At 67.4% G+C, this 21,595-nt stretch carries 18 protein-coding genes; 9 read left to right on the forward strand and 9 right to left on the reverse strand.

What is annotated here, in order from left to right; all coding sequences use genetic code 11:
* Positions 1 to 4: 4 nt before the first annotated feature.
* Together ACVWZN_RS15355 and ACVWZN_RS15360 are read right to left on the reverse strand one after the other, a co-directional pair.
* Positions 5 to 370 carry a TfoX/Sxy family protein gene (locus tag ACVWZN_RS15355; protein ID WP_036143195.1) on the reverse strand — a complete coding sequence of 122 codons (366 nt, stop codon included), beginning with the start codon at positions 368 to 370 and terminating at the stop codon, positions 5 to 7.
* 3 nt (positions 371 to 373) lie between these two features.
* The gene (locus tag ACVWZN_RS15360; RefSeq protein ID WP_456954573.1) at positions 374 to 862 is read right to left on the reverse strand and encodes a GAF domain-containing protein; all 489 of its coding nucleotides are present in this window, start codon (positions 860 to 862) and stop codon (positions 374 to 376) included.
* Between the two features lie 197 nt (positions 863 to 1,059).
* Between ACVWZN_RS15360 and ACVWZN_RS15365 the strand changes: the two genes are divergently transcribed.
* Both ACVWZN_RS15365 and ACVWZN_RS15370 read left to right on the forward strand, forming a co-directional pair.
* On the forward strand, positions 1,060 to 2,244 hold the full coding sequence (locus tag ACVWZN_RS15365; protein ID WP_456954574.1) for an efflux RND transporter periplasmic adaptor subunit: 1,185 nt from the start codon (positions 1,060 to 1,062) through the stop codon (positions 2,242 to 2,244).
* Positions 2,245 to 2,250: 6 nt separating this feature from the next.
* Positions 2,251 to 5,406 (forward strand): multidrug efflux RND transporter permease subunit, encoded by a 3,156-nt coding sequence (locus ACVWZN_RS15370; protein ID WP_027083827.1) that lies wholly within the window; start codon positions 2,251 to 2,253, stop codon positions 5,404 to 5,406.
* A gap of 243 nt (positions 5,407 to 5,649) precedes the next feature.
* Here ACVWZN_RS15370 and ACVWZN_RS15375 read toward each other — a convergent pair whose 3' ends face one another.
* Together ACVWZN_RS15375 and queD are read right to left on the reverse strand one after the other, a co-directional pair.
* Positions 5,650 to 6,105: a phasin family protein gene (locus tag ACVWZN_RS15375; protein ID WP_456954575.1), complete on the reverse strand. Its 456-nt coding sequence runs from the start codon at positions 6,103 to 6,105 to the stop codon at positions 5,650 to 5,652.
* Between the two features lie 193 nt (positions 6,106 to 6,298).
* Positions 6,299 to 6,661 carry a 6-carboxytetrahydropterin synthase QueD gene (gene queD / locus ACVWZN_RS15380; protein ID WP_456954576.1) on the reverse strand — a complete coding sequence of 121 codons (363 nt, stop codon included), beginning with the start codon at positions 6,659 to 6,661 and terminating at the stop codon, positions 6,299 to 6,301.
* 89 nt (positions 6,662 to 6,750) lie between these two features.
* On the opposite strand from queD, the gene ACVWZN_RS15385 reads away from it, so the two are divergent.
* Positions 6,751 to 10,410, forward strand: a complete 3,660-nt coding sequence (locus tag ACVWZN_RS15385; RefSeq protein ID WP_456954577.1) for a PAS domain S-box protein — start codon at positions 6,751 to 6,753, stop codon at positions 10,408 to 10,410.
* A gap of 349 nt (positions 10,411 to 10,759) precedes the next feature.
* Positions 10,760 to 11,512, forward strand: coding sequence for a hypothetical protein (locus ACVWZN_RS15390; RefSeq protein ID WP_027083825.1), 753 nt, complete (start codon positions 10,760 to 10,762; stop codon positions 11,510 to 11,512).
* A gap of 1 nt (position 11,513) precedes the next feature.
* Here ACVWZN_RS15390 and ACVWZN_RS15395 read toward each other — a convergent pair whose 3' ends face one another.
* Positions 11,514 to 11,807, reverse strand: coding sequence for a hypothetical protein (locus ACVWZN_RS15395; protein ID WP_456954578.1), 294 nt, complete (start codon positions 11,805 to 11,807; stop codon positions 11,514 to 11,516).
* Between the two features lie 214 nt (positions 11,808 to 12,021).
* Here ACVWZN_RS15395 and ACVWZN_RS15400 point away from each other — a divergent pair, with 214 nt between their 5' ends.
* A complete protein-coding gene (locus ACVWZN_RS15400) occupies positions 12,022 to 14,925 on the forward strand; it encodes a VIT domain-containing protein (protein ID WP_456954579.1) in 2,904 nt (967 codons plus the stop codon).
* A 470-nt stretch (positions 14,926 to 15,395) separates the two neighbouring features.
* Here the strand turns inward: ACVWZN_RS15400 and ACVWZN_RS15405 are convergent, their stop codons facing one another.
* The 3 genes from ACVWZN_RS15405 to ACVWZN_RS15415 all read right to left on the reverse strand — a co-directional run bounded on the left by ACVWZN_RS15405 (position 15,396) and on the right by ACVWZN_RS15415 (position 16,759).
* Positions 15,396 to 15,803 carry a hypothetical protein gene (locus ACVWZN_RS15405; RefSeq protein WP_027083822.1) on the reverse strand — a complete coding sequence of 136 codons (408 nt, stop codon included), beginning with the start codon at positions 15,801 to 15,803 and terminating at the stop codon, positions 15,396 to 15,398.
* An 8-nt stretch (positions 15,804 to 15,811) separates the two neighbouring features.
* Positions 15,812 to 16,195 carry a hypothetical protein gene (locus ACVWZN_RS15410; RefSeq protein ID WP_456954580.1) on the reverse strand — a complete coding sequence of 128 codons (384 nt, stop codon included), beginning with the start codon at positions 16,193 to 16,195 and terminating at the stop codon, positions 15,812 to 15,814.
* A gap of 258 nt (positions 16,196 to 16,453) precedes the next feature.
* Positions 16,454 to 16,759: a hypothetical protein gene (locus ACVWZN_RS15415; protein ID WP_456954581.1), complete on the reverse strand. Its 306-nt coding sequence runs from the start codon at positions 16,757 to 16,759 to the stop codon at positions 16,454 to 16,456.
* Between the two features lie 116 nt (positions 16,760 to 16,875).
* On the opposite strand from ACVWZN_RS15415, the gene ACVWZN_RS15420 reads away from it, so the two are divergent.
* From ACVWZN_RS15420 to ACVWZN_RS15435, 4 genes are all read left to right on the forward strand, one after another.
* The gene (locus ACVWZN_RS15420; protein ID WP_456954582.1) at positions 16,876 to 17,991 is read left to right on the forward strand and encodes a diguanylate cyclase; all 1,116 of its coding nucleotides are present in this window, start codon (positions 16,876 to 16,878) and stop codon (positions 17,989 to 17,991) included.
* A gap of 107 nt (positions 17,992 to 18,098) precedes the next feature.
* Positions 18,099 to 19,376: an FAD-dependent oxidoreductase gene (locus tag ACVWZN_RS15425; RefSeq protein WP_456954583.1), complete on the forward strand. Its 1,278-nt coding sequence runs from the start codon at positions 18,099 to 18,101 to the stop codon at positions 19,374 to 19,376.
* The gene (locus tag ACVWZN_RS15430; protein WP_456954584.1) at positions 19,373 to 19,915 is read left to right on the forward strand and encodes a DUF4166 domain-containing protein; all 543 of its coding nucleotides are present in this window, start codon (positions 19,373 to 19,375) and stop codon (positions 19,913 to 19,915) included. The genes ACVWZN_RS15425 and ACVWZN_RS15430 overlap by 4 nt, the downstream gene beginning before the upstream one ends.
* Positions 19,902 to 20,315, forward strand: coding sequence for a thiol-disulfide oxidoreductase DCC family protein (locus ACVWZN_RS15435; RefSeq protein WP_456954585.1), 414 nt, complete (start codon positions 19,902 to 19,904; stop codon positions 20,313 to 20,315). Before ACVWZN_RS15430 ends, ACVWZN_RS15435 begins: the two co-directional genes overlap by 14 nt.
* Here the strand turns inward: ACVWZN_RS15435 and ACVWZN_RS15440 are convergent.
* Positions 20,312 to 21,427, reverse strand: coding sequence for a saccharopine dehydrogenase family protein (locus ACVWZN_RS15440; protein ID WP_456954586.1), 1,116 nt, complete (start codon positions 21,425 to 21,427; stop codon positions 20,312 to 20,314). The genes ACVWZN_RS15435 and ACVWZN_RS15440 overlap by 4 nt on opposite strands.
* Positions 21,428 to 21,595: the final 168 nt, after the last annotated feature.

Consider the following 21,595-nt stretch of genomic DNA (forward strand, 5'->3'; position numbering starts at 1 on the left):
TCGCTCAGAACGAAAGCGCATCAGGCGCTTCGACATCCGGTTCGGGCTGGTGGGCGTCGCCCATCGTGGTCGTGACTTCCGACGCCGGCGGGCCGCGTCGCGACGACGGCAGCAGCGCGACGCCGGCCTGCGCGAGCGCGGTGAGTTCCGCGCGGCGCTCGATGTCGACCTGCTGCCAGTGGCAACCGGTCAGCGCGCCTTCGAGTGCATACAGAAGATTGAGGCTGGGCTTGAAGCCCGCACGCTTGACGCGCAGGTACGCATCGACCGCGCCGATCGCGTTGACGTCGTCCCAGGTGCGCAGGCCCACCTGTCGTAGCCACGCCGCCGACTTGCCGCCGATGTTGAGCATTTTCGGCGCGTCGGTCATGGCTCAGCCCAGGGATTCGACGAAGGCGTGCGCGATCGCTTCGAGGCCGCGCTGGTCGTCGGCGTCGAAACGATCGGGTTCCGGGCTGTCGAGATCGAACACGCCGATCAGCGAACCGTCGCGCGCGATCAGCGGGACGACGACTTCCGAACGCGACGCCGAATCGCAGGCGATATGTCCGGGGAATGCGTGGACGTCGGGCACGCGCTGTGTTTCGCGCGTCGACGCCGCGGCGCCGCAGACGCCCTTGTCCAGCGGAATGCGCACGCAGGCGGGCAGCCCCTGGAACGGGCCGACGACGAGTTCGGTGCCGTCGAAGAAATAGAACCCGACCCAGTTGAGCGAAGGCAACGCGTTGTAGACGAGCGCCGACAGGTTGGCCGCATTGGCGATGCGATCGCGCTCGCCGTGCAGCAGGCCATGCGCCTGCTCGAGCAATTGCGCGTACTGCTCGGGCTTGGTGCCGTCGAGCGTGGAGGCGGTGAAGGTCATGCGCGAAGTCTAGCGCGCAGCCCTGCGGCCGGATGCGCCGCTTTCGTGCGTTGACTGTGTCATGCCCATGCAACGACCGATGTCGACCGTGCGTCGTCGCGGTGGTCGCGCATGACTTTCCGCCCGGGCAGCCGCTTCGGGCATAGCTATACTCCGCAGTGCACAAATTGGCCTGCAGCCTCGTTCGGAGCCCCCGCATGATTTCCAACACGCGCCTCATCGTCGCGGCCGGCGTCCTGTCGCTCGGCCTCGCTGCCTGCAAGGGTGGCGACGCACAGCAGCAGGGCATGGGCCCCGGAGGCGCGATGCCGCCGGCCGAAGTCGGTGTCGTCGAAGTCGCGCCGCAGGCCCTGCCGCTGAGCAAGGATCTGGTCGGTCGACTCGCGCCGTTCCGCAGCGCCGACGTGCGCGCACGCGTGCCGGGCATCGTGCAGCGTCGCCTGTACGAGGAAGGCGCGGACGTGAGCGAAGGCCAGGCACTGTTCGAGATCGACCCGGCGGAACTGCGCGCGGCGACCGGCCAGTCGCAGGCCGCGGTCGCGCAGGCCGAGGCGAGCTACACGAACGCGCATGCGACGGCCGAACGCGCGCGTCGCCTCGCACCGACGCAGTACATCGCGAAGTCCGATGTCGACAACGCGCTCGCGGCCGAACGTTCCGCCGCGGCGGCCGTGCAGCAGGCGCGCGCCGCGTTGTCGAGCACGCGCATCAATCTCGGCTATTCGACGGTGCGTGCTCCGATCTCCGGCCGCGCCGGTCGCGCGCAGGTAACGGAAGGCGCGCTGGTCGGGCAGGGCACGGCGACGCTGCTCACCACGGTCGACCAGATCGATCCGCTGTACGCGAACTTCTCCATCTCGGTCGCGGAACTCGACCAGCTGCGTCGCGCGCAGACCAGCGGCGAGCCGGCCGATCGCGACGTGCAGATCGTGCTGCCCGATGGTTCGATGAATACCGAACGCGGCACGCTCGACTTCGAAGGCAGCGTGGTCGATCCCGCCACGGGCGCGGTGTCGCTGCGCGCACGCATCCCGAACCACGACCGTCGCCTGCTGCCGGGCACCTACGTCGGCGTGCGCGCGACGCTGGGCCTGCAGAACGGCGTGTACCTCGTGCCGCAGGCCGGCGTGCTGCGTGATGCGCAGGGCGCGTACGTCTACGTCGTCGGCGCGGACAACAAGGTCACTCGCAAGGACGTCGGTGCGGATCGCCAGCAGGACGGCAAGTGGATCGTCGATCGAGGCCTCGCGCCGGGCGATCGCGTGATCGTCTCCGGCCTGCAGAAGGCGCAGCCCGGTGCCGCGGTCAAGCCGGTGCCGTGGACGGAAACGCCCGCTGCGGGCGCCGCGCCGCCAGCCGCGCCCGTCGCGCGCAAGGGCTGATCCGCCATGTCCCGCTATTTCATCAACCACCCCGTGTTCGCGTGGGTGATCGCGATCATGGTCGTGCTCGCGGGCCTGCTCTCAATCCGCGGCCTCGGCGTGGAGTCGTACCCGAACATCGCACCGCCGCAGGTCGGCGTGTCGGCGAGCTATCCGGGCGCGGACGCGCAGACCGTCGAACGCGCCGTCACGCAGATCATCGAACAGCAGCTCACCGGCATCGACGGGCTGGACTACTTCAGCGCGTCGTCGAGCCAGGGTTCGGCGTCGGTGAACCTGACGTTCAAGCCCGGCGTCGATCCCGACATCGCGCAGATGCAGGTGCAGAACAAGGTCGCGCAGGCGACCCCGCGTCTGCCGGCGGACGTCACGCGTAACGGCATCACGGTGGCGAAGGCGAACTCCGGCTTCCTGTCGGTCGTCGCGCTGCGTTCCACCGATCCCGCGATCGGCAAGGACCAGCTGTCCGACCTGCTCGCATCCAACGTGCTCGACCAGATCTCGCGCGTTCCGGGCGTCGGCGGCACGCAGCTGTTCGGCGGCGAATACGCGATGCACATCTGGCTCAACCCCGACAAGCTGCAGGCCTATGGCCTGTCCGCGAGCGAGGTGCTGGCCGCGGTGCGCGCGCAGAACGTGCAGTTCTCCGCGGGCCAGGTCGGTGGCGAGCCGTCGCCGGCGTCGCAGATGTTCACCGCGACGGTCGCGGCGGAAGGACGTTTCTCCACGCCGCAGGAGTTCGAGAACATCCTGCTGCGCGCGGATCCGAACGGCGCCAGCGTGCGGCTTCGCGACGTGGCGCGCGTCGAGGTCACCGGTTCGGCGCACAGCTTCGACCTGAAGTGGGACGGCCAGCCGGCCGCCGGCTTCGCCGTGCAGCTTGGACCGGGCGAGAACGCGCTCGCCGTCGCCGCGGCGGTCAAGAAGCGCATGGACGAGTTGCAGCCGAGCTTCCCGAAGGGCGTGCAGTGGTTCTCGCCTTACGACAGCTCGGACTTCGTGCAGGTGTCGGTCGACGAAGTCGTGCAGACGCTGCTCGAGGCGATGGTGCTGGTCTTCCTGGTGATGCTGCTGTTCCTGCAGAACATCCGCGCGACGCTGATCCCGACGCTGGTCATCCCGGTCGCGCTGCTCGGCACGTTCCTGGGCATGAAGATCCTCGGCTTCACCATCAACCAGCTGTCGCTGTTCGGCATGGTGCTGGCGATCGGCATCGTGGTCGACGACGCGATCGTGGTGATCGAGAACGTCGAACGCATCATGACGGAGGAAGGCCTGCCGCCGCGCGAGGCCACCTACAAGGCCATGCAGCAGATCACCGGCGCGGTCATCGCGATCACGCTGGTGCTCGCCGCGGTGTTCGTCCCCAGCGCGTTGCAGGCCGGTTCGGCGGGCGCGGTGTATCGACAGTTCGCGCTGACGATCGCGATGGCGATGCTGTTCTCGGCATTCCTCGCACTCGGTTTCACGCCGGCACTGTGCGCGAACCTGCTCAAGCCCAGCGCGCATCACGACGCACGTAACCCGATCTTCCGCGGCTTCAACCGCATCTACGACCGCATGGCGACGACGTACGTCGGCCACATCCGCAGCGCGGTGCAGCACACGCCGCGATGGATGGGCGTGTTCGCGCTGCTGGCGGTGCTCACGGGCTTCCTGTTCTGGCGCATGCCGGGTTCGTTCCTGCCGGAAGAAGACCAGGGCTACGCGCTCGCGATCGTGCAGCTGCCGCCGGGCGCGACGCTGCGTCGTACCGAAGCGGTGTTCGAGCAGGTGCGTCAGTCGGTCAACAAGATCGACGGCTACGCGGGAATGATGCAGGTCGCCGGTTTCAGCTTCATCGGCCAGGGCGAGAACGTCGGCATGGCGTTCATCAAGCTCAAGCCGTGGGACGAACGCAAGACGACGGCGACGGAGTTCATCCAGCAGGCGAACATGCACCTGTTCCCGATCCGCGACGCGCAGATCTTCGTGATCAACCTGCCGACCGTGAACGGCCTCGGTGCGTTCGGCGGCTTCGACATGTACCTGCAGGATCGCAGCGGCCAGGGCCGTGAAGCGCTGCAGCAGGCGATGGGCACGTTGCTGGCGAAGGCGGGGCAGGACAAGACGCTGGTCGGCGTGCGTCCGAATACGCTCGAGCCGTCACCGCAGCTCAAGCTCGACGTCGATCGTGTGCAGGCGCAGGCGATGGGCCTGTCGGTCGGTGACATCTACAGCGCGATCCAGATCATGCTCGCGCCGGTGTACGTCAACGACTTCGTGCAGGGTGGCCGCGTCAAGCACGTGACCATGCAGGCCGATGCGCCGTATCGCACCGGGCCCGAATCGCTCGCGCACTTCTACACGCCGGCACCGGGCATGACGTCCGCCGATGGCACCGCGGCCATGGTGCCGCTGTCGAACGTCGTGCATTCGAAGTGGACCGTAGCCGCGCCGTCGCTCACGCGATACAACGGCTTCGCCGCGGTGGAGATCGTGGGTTCGCAGGCGCCAGGCAAGAGTTCGGGTGAGGCGATGACGTCGATGGAGCGCATCGTCAACAACGACCTGCCGCCGGGCTTCGGCTACGACTGGGCCGGGCAGTCGCACCAGGAAATCCTGTCGGGCAGCCAGACCACGATGCTGATGCTGCTATCGATCGTCGTGGTGTTCCTGTGCCTCGCGGCGCTGTACGAGAGCTGGTCGGTGCCGGTGTCGGTGCTGCTGGTGGTGCCGCTCGGCGTGCTGGGCGCGATCGTCTTGTCGATGATGCGCGGCCTGCCGAACGACATCTATTTCAAGATCGGCCTGATCACCGTCATCGGCCTCGCCGCGAAGAACGCCATCCTGATCATCGAGTTCGCGATCGCGGAGCGTCAGCTCGGCAAGCCGCTGCGCCAGGCGGTGGTGGAAGCGGCGAAGCTGCGACTGCGCCCGATCCTGATGACGTCGTTCGCGTTCATCATGGGCGTGATGCCGCTCGCGATCTCGACCGGTGCCGGCGCGAACTCGCGTCACGCCATCGGCACCGGCGTCATCGGCGGCATGCTGTTCGCGACGTTCCTCGGCCTGCTTCTGATCCCGGTGTTCTACGTCGCAGTGCGCCGTCTGCTGGGCGACAAGCTGGACGAGCCGCCGAAGCTCGACCCGAACGAGATCCATCGACAGATTCCGCTCTGAGTCGAGTCGACCCGCTGCAAATCGAAGCCTCCGCATTGCGGGGGCTTCTTTTTTGGCGCCGTGACAACGGTGGTCCAGCAGGGTTGCGATGTTGCTATCGCGCGAGCCCGTCTGCGTCGATCACGGCACTTCGCGCGATGCAGCCCGGACGTCTGGAGCGCACATCACCCAACACGCAGACATAAAAAAACCCGGCAGCGTGAGCTGCCGGGTTCGGTTCCAGTGGGAACTGGAGAGAGAAACTTACTTCGCGGACTTGCCGGCAGCGGCGTTGACCGTCTGCTCGGTCGCCTTGGCGGCGCCGTTGGCGGCCTGCGAGAACTGGTCCTGCGCCTGACGAACGGTGTCGTTCGCGGTGCGGGTCGCCGCCTCGAACTGGCCCTTGGCGATCTGAGCGACCGACTCGTTGACCTTGGCGACGCGGCCGAGGACGTCCTGACCGGTAGTCAGCGCGCGCTCGACGTTCTCGCGGGCGATCTGCGCGCCCTTCGGCCACAGGTTCTTGGCGCTGTCGAGGTCACGGACCTGGGCGGCTTCGCCGAGGAACGCGAAGGTCGCGGTGCTGCGCTCTTCGATGGCGGCGAGCTGCAGGCCGAAGATGGCCTCGGCGTTCTCGAGGGTCAGGCGGTTGATGCGGGCGGCCGTGTCGGCGAACTGACGGGTGGCCGCGGCGAACTGCTCGTTGAACTGTGCGTACATGGGCGGGCTCCTGGCCTTGAAGGCCGATACAGCGTTGATGGTGCGTTGCAGCATAGGCGCATCCGTTGTGCAGTGCAACAACCGCTCATCGGTCGTTGTCACGGTTTCAGGGACGTGAGCGTGCCGTGGCGGCCGGCCACTGCCGCTTGGGTACGGAAACAACATGAGATGCGGCGTGGAAACGCCGCGGCCGTCAGCCAGCCGGGCCCCGGTAGCGGCAGCCGGACGTGCAGGTCTCGTGGACCACGACTTCCGACAACAACGGCAGCGCGGGCTTCAGCCGGTCCCAGATCCAGGACGCGAGCCGCTCGCTGGTCGGGTTCTCCAGCCCCTCGATCTCGTTGAGGTACTGGTGGTCGAGCTGGTCGTACAAGGGACGGAACGCCGACTTCAGATCGGCGAAGTCCATCACCCAGCCGGTGTCCGCGCCGGGCTCGCCGGAGACGTGGATCTCCACCCGGAACGAATGGCCGTGCAGGCGCGCGCACTTGTGCCCGTCGGGCACGTTCGGGAGACGGTGCGCGGCCTCGAGCGTGAAGGCTTTGAAGATGTCCATCACAGTCATTGTAAGGGCCAGCCTCGCGCTCGCGGACCGTGCGGCGCCCTCTGCTAACGTACGGCCGTTGCGGCTTCGACCGGTCCCGCGTGTCCGATTCCGTCCCGAGCACCGCTGCGATCGACCCCACCCGGGCACGCCCGCCGCGGCCGCTCTTGCCGACGGTCGTCCATATCCTCGCGCTGGCCGCGATCTACGCGCCGCTGGCCTTCGTCAGCCTGCGCTGGGGCATGACCCGCGGCGTCGCCTCGCCGATCTGGCCGGCCGCGGGCGTCGCGCTCGCGGTGCTCGTCCTGCGCGGACGGTATCTCTGGCCGGGCGTGATGCTCGGCTACCTCGGCGGCGCGATGCTCAACCACTCACCGAGCGCGTGGTGGGTGTTGCTGATCGTCGCGGGCGGCAACGCGCTGGCGACTTACAGCGGGCAGGTCGCGCTGGAGCGCTCGCGCTTCAATGCATCCTTCGAATCGTTCCGCGACTTCCTTCTGTTCGCGGTGGTCGCGGCATCGATTGCCGCCATCTCATCGACTGTCGGCTCGCTCGCGATAGCCGCGCCGCTGCACCTCGGCGCCGATCGCATCTGGCTGATGTGGAGCCACTGGTACCTGGGCGACGTCACCGGCGTGCTGATCGTCGGCACGATGGTGCTCGCCTGGGCACGTGGCACGTGGCCGCGCACAGCGCGCTGGTGGAGCGAGTTCGCGGCCTGCCTCGTGATATCGGCCGCGATCGCCGCCTTCGTCTTCATGCGCCACGGCGAGCGCATGTACACGTTCATCGCGTACTGCCCACTGATCTGGGCTGCGCTCTCGTTGCGACTGCGCGGTGCGAGCGCCGCCTGCTTCCTGATTTCGATGATCGCGGTCGTCGGCACCACGTTTGGTTACGGCCCGTTCGCCACGCTCGACGTGCACGCACGCTACGTCGACCTGCAGATCTTCCTCGCGGTGATGGCCGCATCGGCACTGGTACTCGCCGTCGTTGCCGACGAGCGACGCGCGCAGCAGGCACTGCGCCTGAGCGAGACACGCCTGCGACTTGCGCTCGAAGCCTCCGACACCGGGCTGTGGAAGATCGACCTGCAGACTGGCGCAATGGCGTTCTCACCCGAATGCGCGCGCATCACCGGCATCGCCGAGAACGCGATCGAGCACACGCGTGCGGGCGCGGCCACGTTGCTGCACGAGGAAGATCTGCCACGCGTTCGCGCCACGCTGGCCTATGCGGTCGAGCATCACACCTTGTTCGAAAGCCAGTTCCGCGTGAATCGCCCGGACGGCAGCGAGCTGTGGGTCGAAGCACGCGGGCGTGCGGTCTACGAGGACGACGTGCCCGTGTCGGTGCTCGGCACCATCAATGACATCACCGAGCAGCGTCGCAACGCGCGTCGCCTCGCCGAACAGGCGAGCCTGCTCGACCTCACCAGCGACGCCATCCTGATCCGCGACCTCGATGGCCGCATCACGTACTGGAACGACAGCTCCGCACGGCTCTACGGTTTTTCGCAGGACGAAGCGATCGGCCGCATTGCACGCGATCTGCTGCGCACCGAGTTCCCGCTAGCGCTTGGCGAGATTGGCCGCATGCTGCTCGAACACGGGCGCTGGGAGGGCGAGGTCGTGCATCACCGCAAGGACGGGGCGCCGAGAATCATCCACGCGCGCTGGGTGCTCACGCGCGATGCGATGGGCCAGCCGCAGTCGGTGATGCAAACGCATACCGACATCACCGATCGCAAGCGTGCCGATGTCACCGCCGCGTTCCTCGCCGAGCTCGACAAGCGCATCGGCCAGACCTTGAACGTCGACGAGGTCGCGGACATCGGCCTGCAGTTGCTCGGCGAACATCTGCGACTCGTTCGCTGCACATTATCGGATATCGATATCGAGCACGGTCGCGTTCGCGTGCTGCACGAGTGGACGCAGGACGTGCCGCGCCTCTCGGAGAGTTACGACGCGCGTGCGTTCTTCACCAGCGAACTCGGCATCACGCTCGCGTCCGGCGATGCGGTCGCCATCTCGGACGTGCGACGCGATCCGATGACCGCGCCGTTCGCCGTGAACTTCGTGCCGCACGGCACCGTCGCGCTTGCGGCCGCGTCGTATGTCATCGAAGGACGCCTGGTCGGCACGCTGATGGTCGCCGCGGCGGACGCACGCGACTGGCGCAGCGACGAGAAGCAGTTGGTGCGCGAAGTCATCGCGCGACTGTGGCCGGCGATCGAACGCGCGAAGGCGCTGTCGGCACTGCGCGAATCGGAGGCGCGCTTCCGCCAGCTCGCCGACACCGCGCCGATCATGATCTGGGTCGCAGAAGCCGATGGCCGCTGCAGTTACGTGAGCCGGCGCTGGACCGAGTTCACCGGTCGCCTCTACGAAGCCGAACTCGACTTCGGCTGGAAGGCGATGATCCATCCCGACGACCTCGAAGGCTATTCCATCGCGTTCGAGGAAGCCGCGCGCGAGCACCGTGCGTTCTCCGACGAATACCGCGCGTTACGCTGGGATGGCGCGTATCGCTGGCTGCACGTCACCGCGCGTCCGCGCTTCGGTGCGGGCAGCGAATTCCTCGGCTACATCGGCGCGGTGATGGACGTGACCGAACGTCGGGAAGCCGAAGAATCGCTGCGCGAGGCCGACCGTCGAAAGGACGAATTCCTCGCCACGCTCGCGCACGAACTGCGCAATCCGCTGTCGCCAATCCGCACCGGCTTGCAGGTGCTCAACCTCACCGACGATGCGGACACCGCGCGTCGCACGCGGCAGATGATGGAGCGCCAGCTCGGGCACATGGTGCGCTTGATCGACGACCTGCTCGACGTCTCGCGCATCACCAGCGGCAAGGTCGTCCTGCAGCGCGATCGCATTTCGCTGCAGGACGCCGCGCTCGCCGCGATCGAATCGGCACGGCCGTTGATCGAAGGCGCACGCCATCGTCTGCATCTCGACCTGCCGGGCACGCCACTGTGGATCGACGCCGACCCCACGCGCATCGCGCAGGTCATGGGCAACCTGCTCACCAACGCCGCGAAGTACACGCCGGACGGCGGCGACATCACGCTGCGCGTCTACGACTGCGACGACACCGCGTGCGTATCGGTATCGGACACCGGCCTCGGCATTCCGCCGGATTCGCTGGGTGCCGTGTTCGGCATGTTCGCGCAGGTGAACCGCACGCTCGAACGCGCGCAGGGTGGACTCGGCATCGGGCTGGCGCTCGCGCGTCGCCTCGTCGACATGCACGGCGGTACGGTCACGGCGCACAGCGATGGCTTGGGTCGCGGCAGTACGTTCACCGTCTGCCTGCCTCTCGCGCCGGATCTGCCGGATTTCGCCGCGCCGCGTGCAACAGCGATCGATGCGCAGCCGAGACGTCGCGTGCTGGTCGTCGACGACAACCAGGACGCCGCGGAAACGCTGGGCATGATGCTCGAGCTCGATGGCCACGCGACCTGCGTCGCGTACTCGGCGATCGACGGCCTGCGACTGGTCGACGAATTCCAGCCGGAGATCGCCTTCCTCGACATCGGCATGCCGGTGATGAACGGCTACGAGCTTGCACGTCGCCTGCGCGGCCGCGCCGATGGCGAGTCGATCACGCTCGTCGCGGTGAGTGGGTGGGGTGGCGAGGCCGACAAGTTGCAGGCCGCGGCCGCGGGGTTCGATCTGCATCTCACCAAGCCGGTCAGCGTGGATGCGGTGCAGGCCGCGGTTGGTCGTGTGCGTCGATTTGCTTCGGACGACGCCTGATTCCCGCCGCTCGCAATGACTTCGAGCGCGAGTCGTCGCGGTCGATACCGTTGCGTATCGTCGTCGGTGCGCCGACTCCGCTGACCCCAACCTCGAGGACGATGACTGCGAGTCCGCGGCGCACCAGGTCATTGAACGCACTCGTGAAGGTCAGCGCCTAGTGCCAGCGCGCATGCGTCGCCGGCCTCAGTGAAGACATGACCCTGCAGTCGGACCGCGACCGGGCGCACTCCGCCGCCCGCGAAACTCGGTATACACTCGGGACTGTGCGCGCCGTCACGGTCCGCGTCGGCATGCGACGAAACAGTCGAACGCGCCGTCATGCGCTTCGCGCCAGCCAGGAGTCGATGTGACGTCCCAACTGCTCCAGACCGCGGTGGATGCGACCGAGGGCAGCGACCAGGACCCGGCGGGTCGGGTCGATCGGGAAATCATTTGTCAGGTCGATCTGGATCGCGCCACGGCGCTGATCGAACGTCGCAGCGCATCGGGACTGCTCGATGAAATCGCCGCGATCGTGCAGGCACTGGAAGTCGCGGATCCACGCACCGTTCCGCGCCGCGGCACGATCGTCGGCCGACTGCTTGGGCGTGACTTGTCCTCGCAGGCGCGTGCACGCCAGGCGCACGAACACATCCGCATCCGCCTGCAACTCGCCGAGCGTCGCGCGCTCGATGTGCTCACCCACGTACGTGAACTCGACGACGCGGCTGCACACATCTCACGCCAACGTGCGCGCCTCGCCGAGATCGCCGAACGTGGCCGTGAGGCCTACGACGCCTTCGCGGTCGAGGCCGGTACGCGGCCCGATGCAATGGGCCGTCGCCTCGATCACCTGACCATGCTGCTGAGTTCGTGGGACGTGGCGATGGCGCACATGCGGCTCGTGCGCCAGTACGACGAACTGCTGCTTGCGCGCTATGCGCACGTGCGCGACGTCGTGGTGCCGCAGTGGCTGCGTCGTGCCGATGCCGCGCTTGCCGCCGACGAGCACGACGGCCCGCCGCCCGGCGAACTGCTGCGCGAGGCGCTCGAAGTCTTGCTGCAGGTGACGGCGCCCGAGCCCGCGGTGTTCCCGCGCGCGGAAGACGTGCGCGTCTGATTCAACGCATCGGGCGGTCGAGTTCGTCGCGTGATTCGCGCGGACCGCGCGGCTGTCGATTGCCTTCCAGCGTCACGTCCGTCGCGACCGGGGGCGGCACGTCCACCGCGCCCGGCGACCCCTTCTTCCACGCCTGCGTTTCGTAAGCACCGAGCCCGACCACGCCCGGCATCAGGTCGAGCAGTGATGGCGCGTCCGCGCTGCGCGGCAACGGCATCGTGCGACTGCCCAGCGCTGCGACCGTCGCCGCCGCGAGCAGGCCCCACATCATCAGCGTTCGCGTATTGCGGACCATGCGGAAGGCCTCGTCGCGCGGGAGCCTGCAGCGTTGCACGCCGCGACTGCACGCGATGTCGACGTGTTCGGGCCGTGGAAGGTCGTGTTTATCGACGATGCGGCTGGATGATGGACGCGTGACCCGGCAACGCCACCGGCGGCGACCGAAGCGGCTGTAACCCCAGCCCGTCCTCGGGTACGTTCTAGCCGGGGACATTCAACGGATTCACGCCATGCGATCGCCCATCGCCGCACTCGTCTGCGCCTTTTTCGCCTTGCCGTGCGCCGTGTACGCGCAGCGCGACCTAACTGCACCGCCGCTGGTGTCGACCGCCGAGCGCGACACGCCGGTGCGGCTGGAACGCGCAGCGATGTCGGTCGACCAGGCTGGCGGCACCGTCCGCACCACGCTCGACATGACCTTCCGCAATCCGTCGTCGCGCGTCCTCGAAGGGAGCCTCGACTTCCCGTTGCAGCCCGGCCAGCAGGTGGTCGGGTTCGCGCTGGATATCGGTGGCCACATGCGCGCGGCGGTGCCGGTCGAAAAGGAGCGGGGCCGCCAGGTGCTGGAGGCAATCGAGCGTCGTGGCGCGGACCCAGGCCTGCTCGAGCAAGCGCAGGGCGAGCATTTCCGGCTGCGCATCTACCCGTTTGCCCCACAGGGCACGCGAAGCGTCCGGATCGTGTTGTCGCAGGCCTTGCCGGCGAATTCGACATCCGTACCGCTGCCGACCGCGTTCGCCGCAGGCCTCGACACGTTGCCACTTGTTGTGCACGCCGCGGGCGTTCCGCATATCGACGGCGCGCTTCATGACCCGGTATTCCAGCGCGGTGCGCATGGGCGTTACCAGACGACGCTGCACACCGGTGACGTCGCCAAGGGCCGCAGCATCCGCCTAGTGTTTCCTGCGGTGGCGACGCCGGTTGCGCAGGTGCAGACCTGGCACGGCGAACGGTACTTCGTCGCGGATGTCCCGGTCGCGCTGAAACCGGAACGCCGTGCCCCGCCGTCCAAGATGGTTCTCCTCTGGGACAGCTCGGCCTCCGGCGCCAAGCGCGCGCACGACCTGGAGTTCGCGTTGCTGGATGCGTATTTCCAGTCGACGCGATCGATCGACGTCGACCTCGTGCGCTTCCGCGACACCACGGAACCTGCGGTGCACTTCAGCATCCGTACCGGCGACTGGAGCGCATTGCGCAAGGCGCTCGAAACCACTGTCTACGACGGTGCCACGACGCTACGTGGCTGGACCCTTCCAACCGATGCCGGCGAGACGCTGCTCTTCGGCGATGGGCTGTTCAACTACGGCGGCGCGACGTTCCCGGCCTTCGACACGCGCCAGCGGCTTTACACCGTGCGTGCGGGCGTCGCAGGCGATTCGGCACGACTCGCTGCGCTAGCCGACGCGCGCAACGGTGCGTCGATCAATCTCGACTCGATGAGCGACCTTGCCGCGGCACGCGACCTTCTGCTGTTCGATCTGCCGAGGATCGTCGGCATCGATGCGGTCGGCGCAAGCGACGTGGTCGCCGAGTCGAACATTGCACGTAACGGTTTCGTACGCGTCGCCGGCCGCATGCTGGATGCCGAGCCGCGCGTCGCGCTGAACGTCGCGCGCGGCACCGAACGCACGCGCATCGACGTGCCGTTGAACGGCGCAGTCGAAAGCGACGCCGCCGCGCCGATGTGGGCGCAGTACAGCGTCGCCCGCCTGATGGACGCGCCGGAGCGCAACCGCGCCGCAATCGCACGCATGGGCAGCGACTTCAGCATCGTCACGCCGGGCAGTTCGCTGATCGTCCTCGAAAACGTCGACGACTACGTCCGCTATTCGATCGCGCCGCCCGATGAATTGCGCGACGAGTACGCGCGACGCGCCGCCGCCGTTGCCGCCGAACGCGACGAAGCGCGCAGCAAGCAGCTCGATGCCGTGCGGTCGCAGTGGAAGGAACGCATCGAGTGGTGGTCGACCGCCTTCCCGAAGGGCGCGCCGCCGAAGCCCAAGAATGAGGACGTGCGCGGCGCTGTCGCCTATGCGCCTCCACCTGCACCCTCACCGATGTCGGTCGAGGAGGCGCCGATGCTGGCCGAACGTGCGGCGGGCGATGCGGCTGCGGCGAGCGCGACGGCCAACGCCGAGCAGGCGCAGCGTCGTGCGCAATCGCTCGACAGCGTGCAGGTGACCGGAAGCCGTATCAGCGATGCCGAACGCGCCGAAGGTGCAGCCGAGATCGGTGTGCAACTGCAGCCGTGGACGCCCGATTCCCCGTTCGCGCGTCGCCTGCGTGGCCTGGACGCGGACGCGGCCTACGCGGCGTATCTCGACGAGCGCGCCCGCGCCGAACCGGGCACTGCGTTCTATCTCGACGTCGCCGACGTGTTGTTCGACCGCAAGCGCGATGACCTCGCTCTGCGTGTGCTGTCGAACGTCGCGGAGATGGATCTCGACAATCGCCACGTGCTGCGCGTGCTCGGCTATCGGCTGATGCAGGCGGGACGCGCGGAGCTCGCGGTGCCCGTGCTCGAGCAGGTGCTCGCGATGAGCGACGACGAGCCGCAGAGCTATCGCGATCTCGCGCTGGCCCACGCTGCGCTCGGTGATCGTCAGAAGGCGGTCGACCTGCTCTACGAAGTCGTGGCCGGCACGTGGGACGATCGCTTCCCAGGCATCGAGGTCACCGCGCTTGCGGAACTGAATGCCCTCGTCGCGACATCGCCGACGCCGCTCGACACGCATCGCATTCCCGCCGACCTCATCCGCAACATGCCGCTCGACCTGCGCGCGGTGCTCAGCTGGGACGCCGACAACAGCGACATGGACCTGTGGGTGACGGACCCCAACGGCGAGAAGGCCTATTACGGGCATCGCCTCACGTACCAGGGCGGGCAAATGTCCCGCGACTTCACGGGCGGCTACGGGCCGGAAGAATTCGCGCTGCGCACGGCGAAGCCGGGCCGCTACAAGGTCGAGGCCAATTACTTCGGCGATCGCCAGCAGATCGTCACCGGCGCCACGACGCTGCAGCTTTGGCTGAGCACGCACTTCGGCACGCCGCGCCAGAAGGACCAGCGGATCACCCTGCGCTTGCGCGACAAGAAGGAAACGATCTTCGTCGGCGAGTTCGAGGTGAAGTAGCGAGTCGGGTGCGGCCGGAATATGTCGCGACGGATCCGAGCGGCTGATCGCTTCGAATCCGTCGCTGCAGGATCGTCAGCGGATCGCAAGCGCGAATGCGCCGACCAGGTTCGCGAGCGCGACCATGATCCCGAGCGTCGTCAGCAGGGCGGTGCGATTGCGGCGAGCACGGTAGCTCGTCATGAGGACTCTCCGACGTCACCCGACGTCGCGTCGCGCGTCGCGACCACTGGCGTCTTTCGGTGTCCGCTATCGCGGCACTGGGTGACAACGATCCTCGCCTTCGCCGGCCACGGCCGCTATCCGGCGACGCCGCGCTGGCGGGTAGGAATAGTCCTAAGCAACGGTCCGCGCGGCGCTTCCTGCCGGGCGATAAGGCGGCACCGCGTGGCCGCGTGGATCGCGACGGCAGATGCCCATCGCGATGGGCACGCATCACGCGGGGCGGGCAGGGCCGTGGCGGGAAATCGCTAGTGATACATCGGATTCTCAAGCAGCAACGACCGTGGCACCCGCTGGCGCTTCACCCACATCAGTGCGTCGACCGAATCCTCGAAGACATGCGTCTGCAGGCCTAGGCGGGTGGCCATGATCTGACCGATGCGATCGGGATCGAGCATTTCCTCGCGTGCGGCGATCGCGAGCGTGAAGGGTTCGGGCGCCGCATCGGCCCATTCGCGCACGATCTCGAAGCGCTCGGCCAGCGTGGGAAGCGGCGAGATCGTTGCGTCGGTGAAGTCCAGCAGCAGGCGCTGCAGTTCGTAGGCGCGTGCCTCGGCAATGGCGTCGAGCGCGATCGCGCGGGCGTTGGTCAGCGGCAGTTCGCCGATCGGGTGCACGATCAGGCAGTTGTCGTCGAGGTGGCGGGCGAGTTCCATGCGTGACCTCACGTGTGCGCAGCGGTGGACGACTTGCGCAGCCAGCGTTCGGCTGACGCGCGGTCGGTGAATGCATGCGCATCCAGGCCAAGTCGCGACGCGACGTATAGTCCGGCGCGGTCGTTATGCAAAAGCTCCTCGCGCGCCGCGAGTGCGAGCGAAAACCCGTCGGGCGCCGCTTCGGCCCATTCCTGCACGATGTCGATGCGTTGCACGAGCGCCGGCACCGGCTCGACGCGGGCATCGAGCAAGTCCAGCAAAAGGCGATGCAGTCCGCTGTCGCGGCAGGCGAGTACCGCGTCCAGCGCCGCGGCGCGCAGTTCCGCAAGCGTCGCCGTGCCGATGACGCGTAGCACGAAGGTAGCGCCGTCGACGCGGACATCCGTATTCATGTCGGCCTCCGACCTCGATCGTAGGAGCCCGATAAATGCGTGGAACGACCGCTGGTCGTGGATTCCCCTTGGGGCAATGCGGCAGTGCGCCTATGCATCGTCACGACGCGCGTTCCGAGTGCAACACATCGGCCGATCAGCCAGACGATCAGCTCAGGTAGCGGCAATTAGCTGCAACGGAGTGCATGCGGCTATAGAAGACCGCGTCGACGGTACCGTGCGCATTCGCCGCTGCGGCGTCACGCGTGCAGCGTCACGTCAAACATAAGCGCTGCTCGCAGCCCACTTCACCTGCGCGATCACTTCCTTCACGCGACCGCGCTCGATGAGTTCGGCCGGCGATTCGTCGCCGCGTCGCGCGCACAACCATCGCGCCAGCGCCGCCTCGTCGTTCTTCCAGAAATCCAGCAGCAAGGCGGCAAGTTCGGGGCAGCGCGCCTGCACCAGCGTCCATACGCGCATCTCGCTTGCGCGGAGCGCACCCTGCGCACGCTGGAGCGACTCCAGCTCGAGGGACAATTCGTCGTGGGCACGCTCGCGACCGGTCATGCCGAATGCTCGCACGGTGATTTGGTCGCGCTGCTGAACTTTCGGCAACAACGAGCGCTGGCGCACGCGAAGCCATTGCCGAGGCCGCTCTCGCGCTTTTTGTCCCGACGAATGGTCGCCTCGCATACCGCGTGGTCGTATTGCATAGCAGCAATTACCGGGCGTTCGATGCGGCCGTTCTCGCGCGTGCCGCGCCGCTACGCATGTGGGGCGACCCATGGGATCTGCGCATGTTCGCCACGCTCGACGACATCGACGCGCGTTACCGCTACCGCCTTCGGCTCTGGATCGCGCGCGCGTTCGCCGTGCAGCTCGTAGTCGTTGGCGCGTTGAACGTGCGCGTGGGGCGCGGCAACGCGGCCATTCTGGACGCCGCATGGATCGCGTGCCTGATCGGCGTCCTTGTCGCGATACACGTGGCCCGCTCGCGCCCGTGGCCCGGCGACGCGCTGGTGCTGGTCAATGCCATCTTCGCGTCCGTCAACATGCACGTGGTCGGACTCAACGGCCTGGGTTGGGTGTTTCCGATCATCGTCACGTCGTTCGCGATCAGTGCGACGCCTGCAGCATTGGTCGTGTCACTCACCATGCTGCTCAACGCATTCGTGTTGACGCCGCGGTTCGCGCCGCTGGATGCGACTGTCGCCTTTGCATTGTCCGGCGCGTTGATCACCCTGTTGTCGTACGTGGTCGCCCGACACGTGGAGCGGCTTCGAAGCCTGCTCGGCCGTCTCGCGTTGCGTGATCCTCTTACCGAGGCCGGCAACCGGCGTGCGATGGACGACGCCGTGCGACGTGCCGCACATTCACACGCGCCGGCGGTGCTCGCGGTGATCGACCTCGATCATTTCAAGAGCATCAACGATGCGTACGGTCACGCGGTCGGCGATCGCGTGCTTCGAGAAACCGCCGCGGTCATTCGCGACCACGTCCTCGATGCGGGCGATCTCTACCGGCTCGGCGGCGAGGAATTCGTCGTGCTGCTCGGCGACGAGAGTCGCAGCGCCGCAAGCGAACGCCTGCACGCGCTCGCCGGCAGCATCCGTCGCGACGTGCGCTTGCGCGAGGTGCAGGTGACGTGTTCGATCGGCTTCGCTGCGAAACGCCATGACGACGATGACGTGACATGGGTGGCGCGTGCCGATCGTGCGATGTATCGCGCGAAGGCAGCGGGTCGCGATCGGGTTGTCGACGCCGATGACGCGAGCGACATGGCGGAGCCGGATGCAATGCAGTTCCCCGTTTGACCGGTCGTCAATCGCTGCGCAGCCGAGGAAGCTGACAGGGCGCTCGATCTGGATGAATAGCTGGCCGGTACAATTGCGCCATCGGCAATGCGCAAAAGACGGTTCGGATGGTCAGGCGGTTGCGGGTGGCGGTGGTGGGCTACGGCACGGCGGGCCAGGCCGTCGCGTTGTTTCTGTCTCGCGATGGGCACGACGTCGAAGTCTTCGAGCGCACGAAGACACTCGGACCGGTCGGCGCAGGGTTTCTGTTGCAACCCGTTGGCCAGCGCGTGCTGTGGGAACTCGAGTTGCTCGATTCAGTGCTCGCGCACGGCGCTGTCGTCTCGCGTCTATACGGCGAGACCGCCAGCGGGCGACCGGTCATGGACATGCGCTACGGCGAACTCGACGCGCGCCTGTTCGGTCTCGGCCTACAGCGCGGTGCGCTGTTTTCGATTCTCGACTCCGCGTGGTCGGAAGGCCGCGTGCTGCATTGCGGCTCGACGATCGTCGACGTGGATGCGGAGGCGGGCGCGATCACCGATGCGGACGGACATCGTCACGACGGGTTCGACCTTGTCGTGGTTGCGGACGGCGCGGCGTCGTCGCTGCGGTCGCGGATCGCACCGGCGAAGCTTGATCGGCCCTATCCCTGGGGCGCGCAGTGGTGCCTGGTGCCTGCGGACGACTGGGCATGGCGCGACGTCCTGCAGCAGCGTTACGTCGGCGCACGACGCATGGTCGGCATGTTGCCGGTCGGCACGCGTCCCGGTGACCCTGTTGCGCGTTTGAGCTTCTTCTGGAGCCTGCCGGCGACGGCGCTCGATGCCGGTATCGCCGACGCCGACGCCGACGCATGGCGGGCGGAAGTAGAGAACGTGTGGCCCGCGGCGATGGAGCGTCTGCGTGATGTTGAAGTTCCCGGCGGGCTCGCGCGTGCGCGTTATCGCGACACGGTGCACCGACGCTGGCATCGCGGTCGCGCCGTACTGCTGGGCGACTCTGCGCATGCGATGAGTCCGCAGCTCGGCCAGGGCGTCAACATGGCGCTGCTCGACGCGCTCGGCCTTCGCGATGCGTTGCGGTCGTGCGCGTCGGTCGAGGCGGCGCTCGAACAGGCGGTGGCGACGCGTCGCCGCCACGTCGGCATTTATCACTTCTGGAGTCGATGGCTGACGCCGTTGTTCCAGTCCGAGCGCGACGGTTGGGCGCGCCTGCGCGATCTCACGTTCCACCCGATGTCGCGGTTGCCTGGCGGTCGCGGCCAGATGCTTCGCGTGCTGTCGGGTACGCGGCAGGGATGGCTTGGCACGGTGCCGCTGCCTGCGGCGTTCCTCGATGCACTGGCTGCGCTGCCCGCACGTGTCGCGAACGCCGCACTGACCGATACGGCGATGCCCCCGTGACCTGGCGCGATCGACGTCCACTGTTCGCGCATCTGCTAGGCCCGACGTTCGACCAGTTGCCCGAAGTAGTGCAACAGCTGCATCTACGCGCGGGAAAGACCACCTACGACGGTCAGGTGGAGGTCGAGCGCGGTACGAGTCTGTTGGCGCGAGTCTGCGCATGGGCGACTCGACTGCCGCCCGCGGGACAAGGGCCGATCCGCGTCGACATCGAAGCAACGAGCAGTGACGAGTGTTGGACTCGCCACGTCGCCGGGCACGCGATGCGTTCGCGACTCTGGGCGTCGAACGGGTTGCTGTGCGAACGACTCGGACTCGTGACGTTCGGCTTCCGGCTCGGCATCGACGACGGCCGGCTGACATGGACCGTGGTGCGTGTGCGAGCGCTCGGGGTTCCGCTTCCTGCCCGATGGTTCGACGGCGTGGCTGCGCTGGAGGGCGAGATGCCCGACGGTCGCTATACCTTCGATGTAAGTGCGCGCCTTCCCGTCGTCGGCCTGCTCGTGCACTACCGGGGATGGCTGCATGTCGAACATTGATCCACCGCAAGTCATCGTCTTCGACGGCGTCTGCGTGCTCTGCAACGGATGGGTGCGTTTCCTGCTGCGACACGACCATAAGCAGCGTTATCGCTTCGCGGCGATGCAGACGCCGGCTGGACGCGCGCTGCTGGAAACGCACGGACTCGATCCGGATGACCCGGTGTCGTTCCTCCTGGTTGCGGGGGACCACGCGTGGACCGATACCAACGCGATCGCGCGCGTGCTTTCCGACCTCGGCGGGATATGGCGTGTGGCGGCCGCTGTCGTGACGCTGGTGCCGCGGTTCGCGCGGGATCCGATCTATCGCGCGATCGCGCGAAATCGCTATCGCTACTTCGGGCAGTACGCGTCATGCCACGTACCGTCGCCGGAACAACGCGAACGTTTCATCAGCTAGTGCACGTGCGTGGTCGCGCTGATCGGAAAGTTCTCGAGCACCTGCATGAACTCGTCGAGCGTGAAGAGATCGACGCAAGAACGCGCGCCACCGTTCGGCAATTCGTTGCGCGCGAGTTTGCGTGCGAGCACGACGGCGGCGGTCGCGGGAATCTGCGGGCCGCTGCCATCCCTAGCGACGATCTGCCACGTGACGTGCTTCGCCTTGCCGTCGTGGCCGAGGCCTCGCATGTCCACCGTCATGATGCCGACGTCGCTTCCCGTCGCCTGCCACCACTCGCTCATTCGAAGCAAAGGCCGCGCCCATCGCGCAAGGCTGCGCACTGCGCCGACGCGCACCAGCCAGCTGGCGAGCCACAGTCCGAAATGCATGCGCCGCAGTTCGAGGCCGGCGCGGAAGTCGCAATGACGCAGCGTCGGATAGCGCGAGGGCAACACGGACAGGTCGGGCACGTCGCAACGTGCGACCCAACGTGGTGACACGCGCGGTACGCGGATTCGCCGGAGCGACTGCCATCCGCGAACCTCCTGCCAGCGTCCATCGATGAGCGCGGGAAACGGCTGGCCGACGTAGCCGAGAATCGCCTGCGTGGTCGCGAGCCCGCGCGCCGTGCGATTGCCGGGGCTGATCGCCGACTCGATCGAACGCAGTTCGGCGAACTCGTGCTGATGCGCCGCGATGACGGCTGCACTGAGCCCGGGCACGCTGCTTGCTCCCGATACGACCCATCGCCCGCCCGCTCTCGCGAGCGCATCGAGTCGAGCGATGCCCATGACGAACTCGCGTCCGTCGGCGAGGTCGATGTAGTGCGCGCCGCATGCGAGCGCGGCCTCGGCGACGCGGTAGTCGCGCTGCTGGAACGGCCCGGCGGTGTGGATTACGACATCCGGCGCGAGCGCTGCGATCTTGCTCTGCAGGTCGGCCGAGTCGACGTCCAGGCTCGCAGCGGTGACGGACGCGTTCGGGTAACGCTTTCGCAGGTCCGAGGCGAATCCCTCCGCTGCGGACGCACTTCGCCCGGCGACGATCACCTGCATCGCGACGTCCTGCACGAGTTCGGAGGCGATCCGCTGTCCGAATTGCCCGTACGCGCCGATGACGAGAATGCGCATGCTGGTTCGCGGGCCGGCGGTTGTCGAAACAGGTGATGCGATTGTCCGGCGTCGATCCGGCGCTGTCACCGACATCGGGCTCGTTCGACCCTTGGCACGAACTCGATGGGTCGATCGCGATCTCCAGAACCCAAACGCCGCCCACAAAAAAACCCGCACATCGGCGGG

Source organism: Lysobacter sp. HA35, assembly GCF_054061195.1.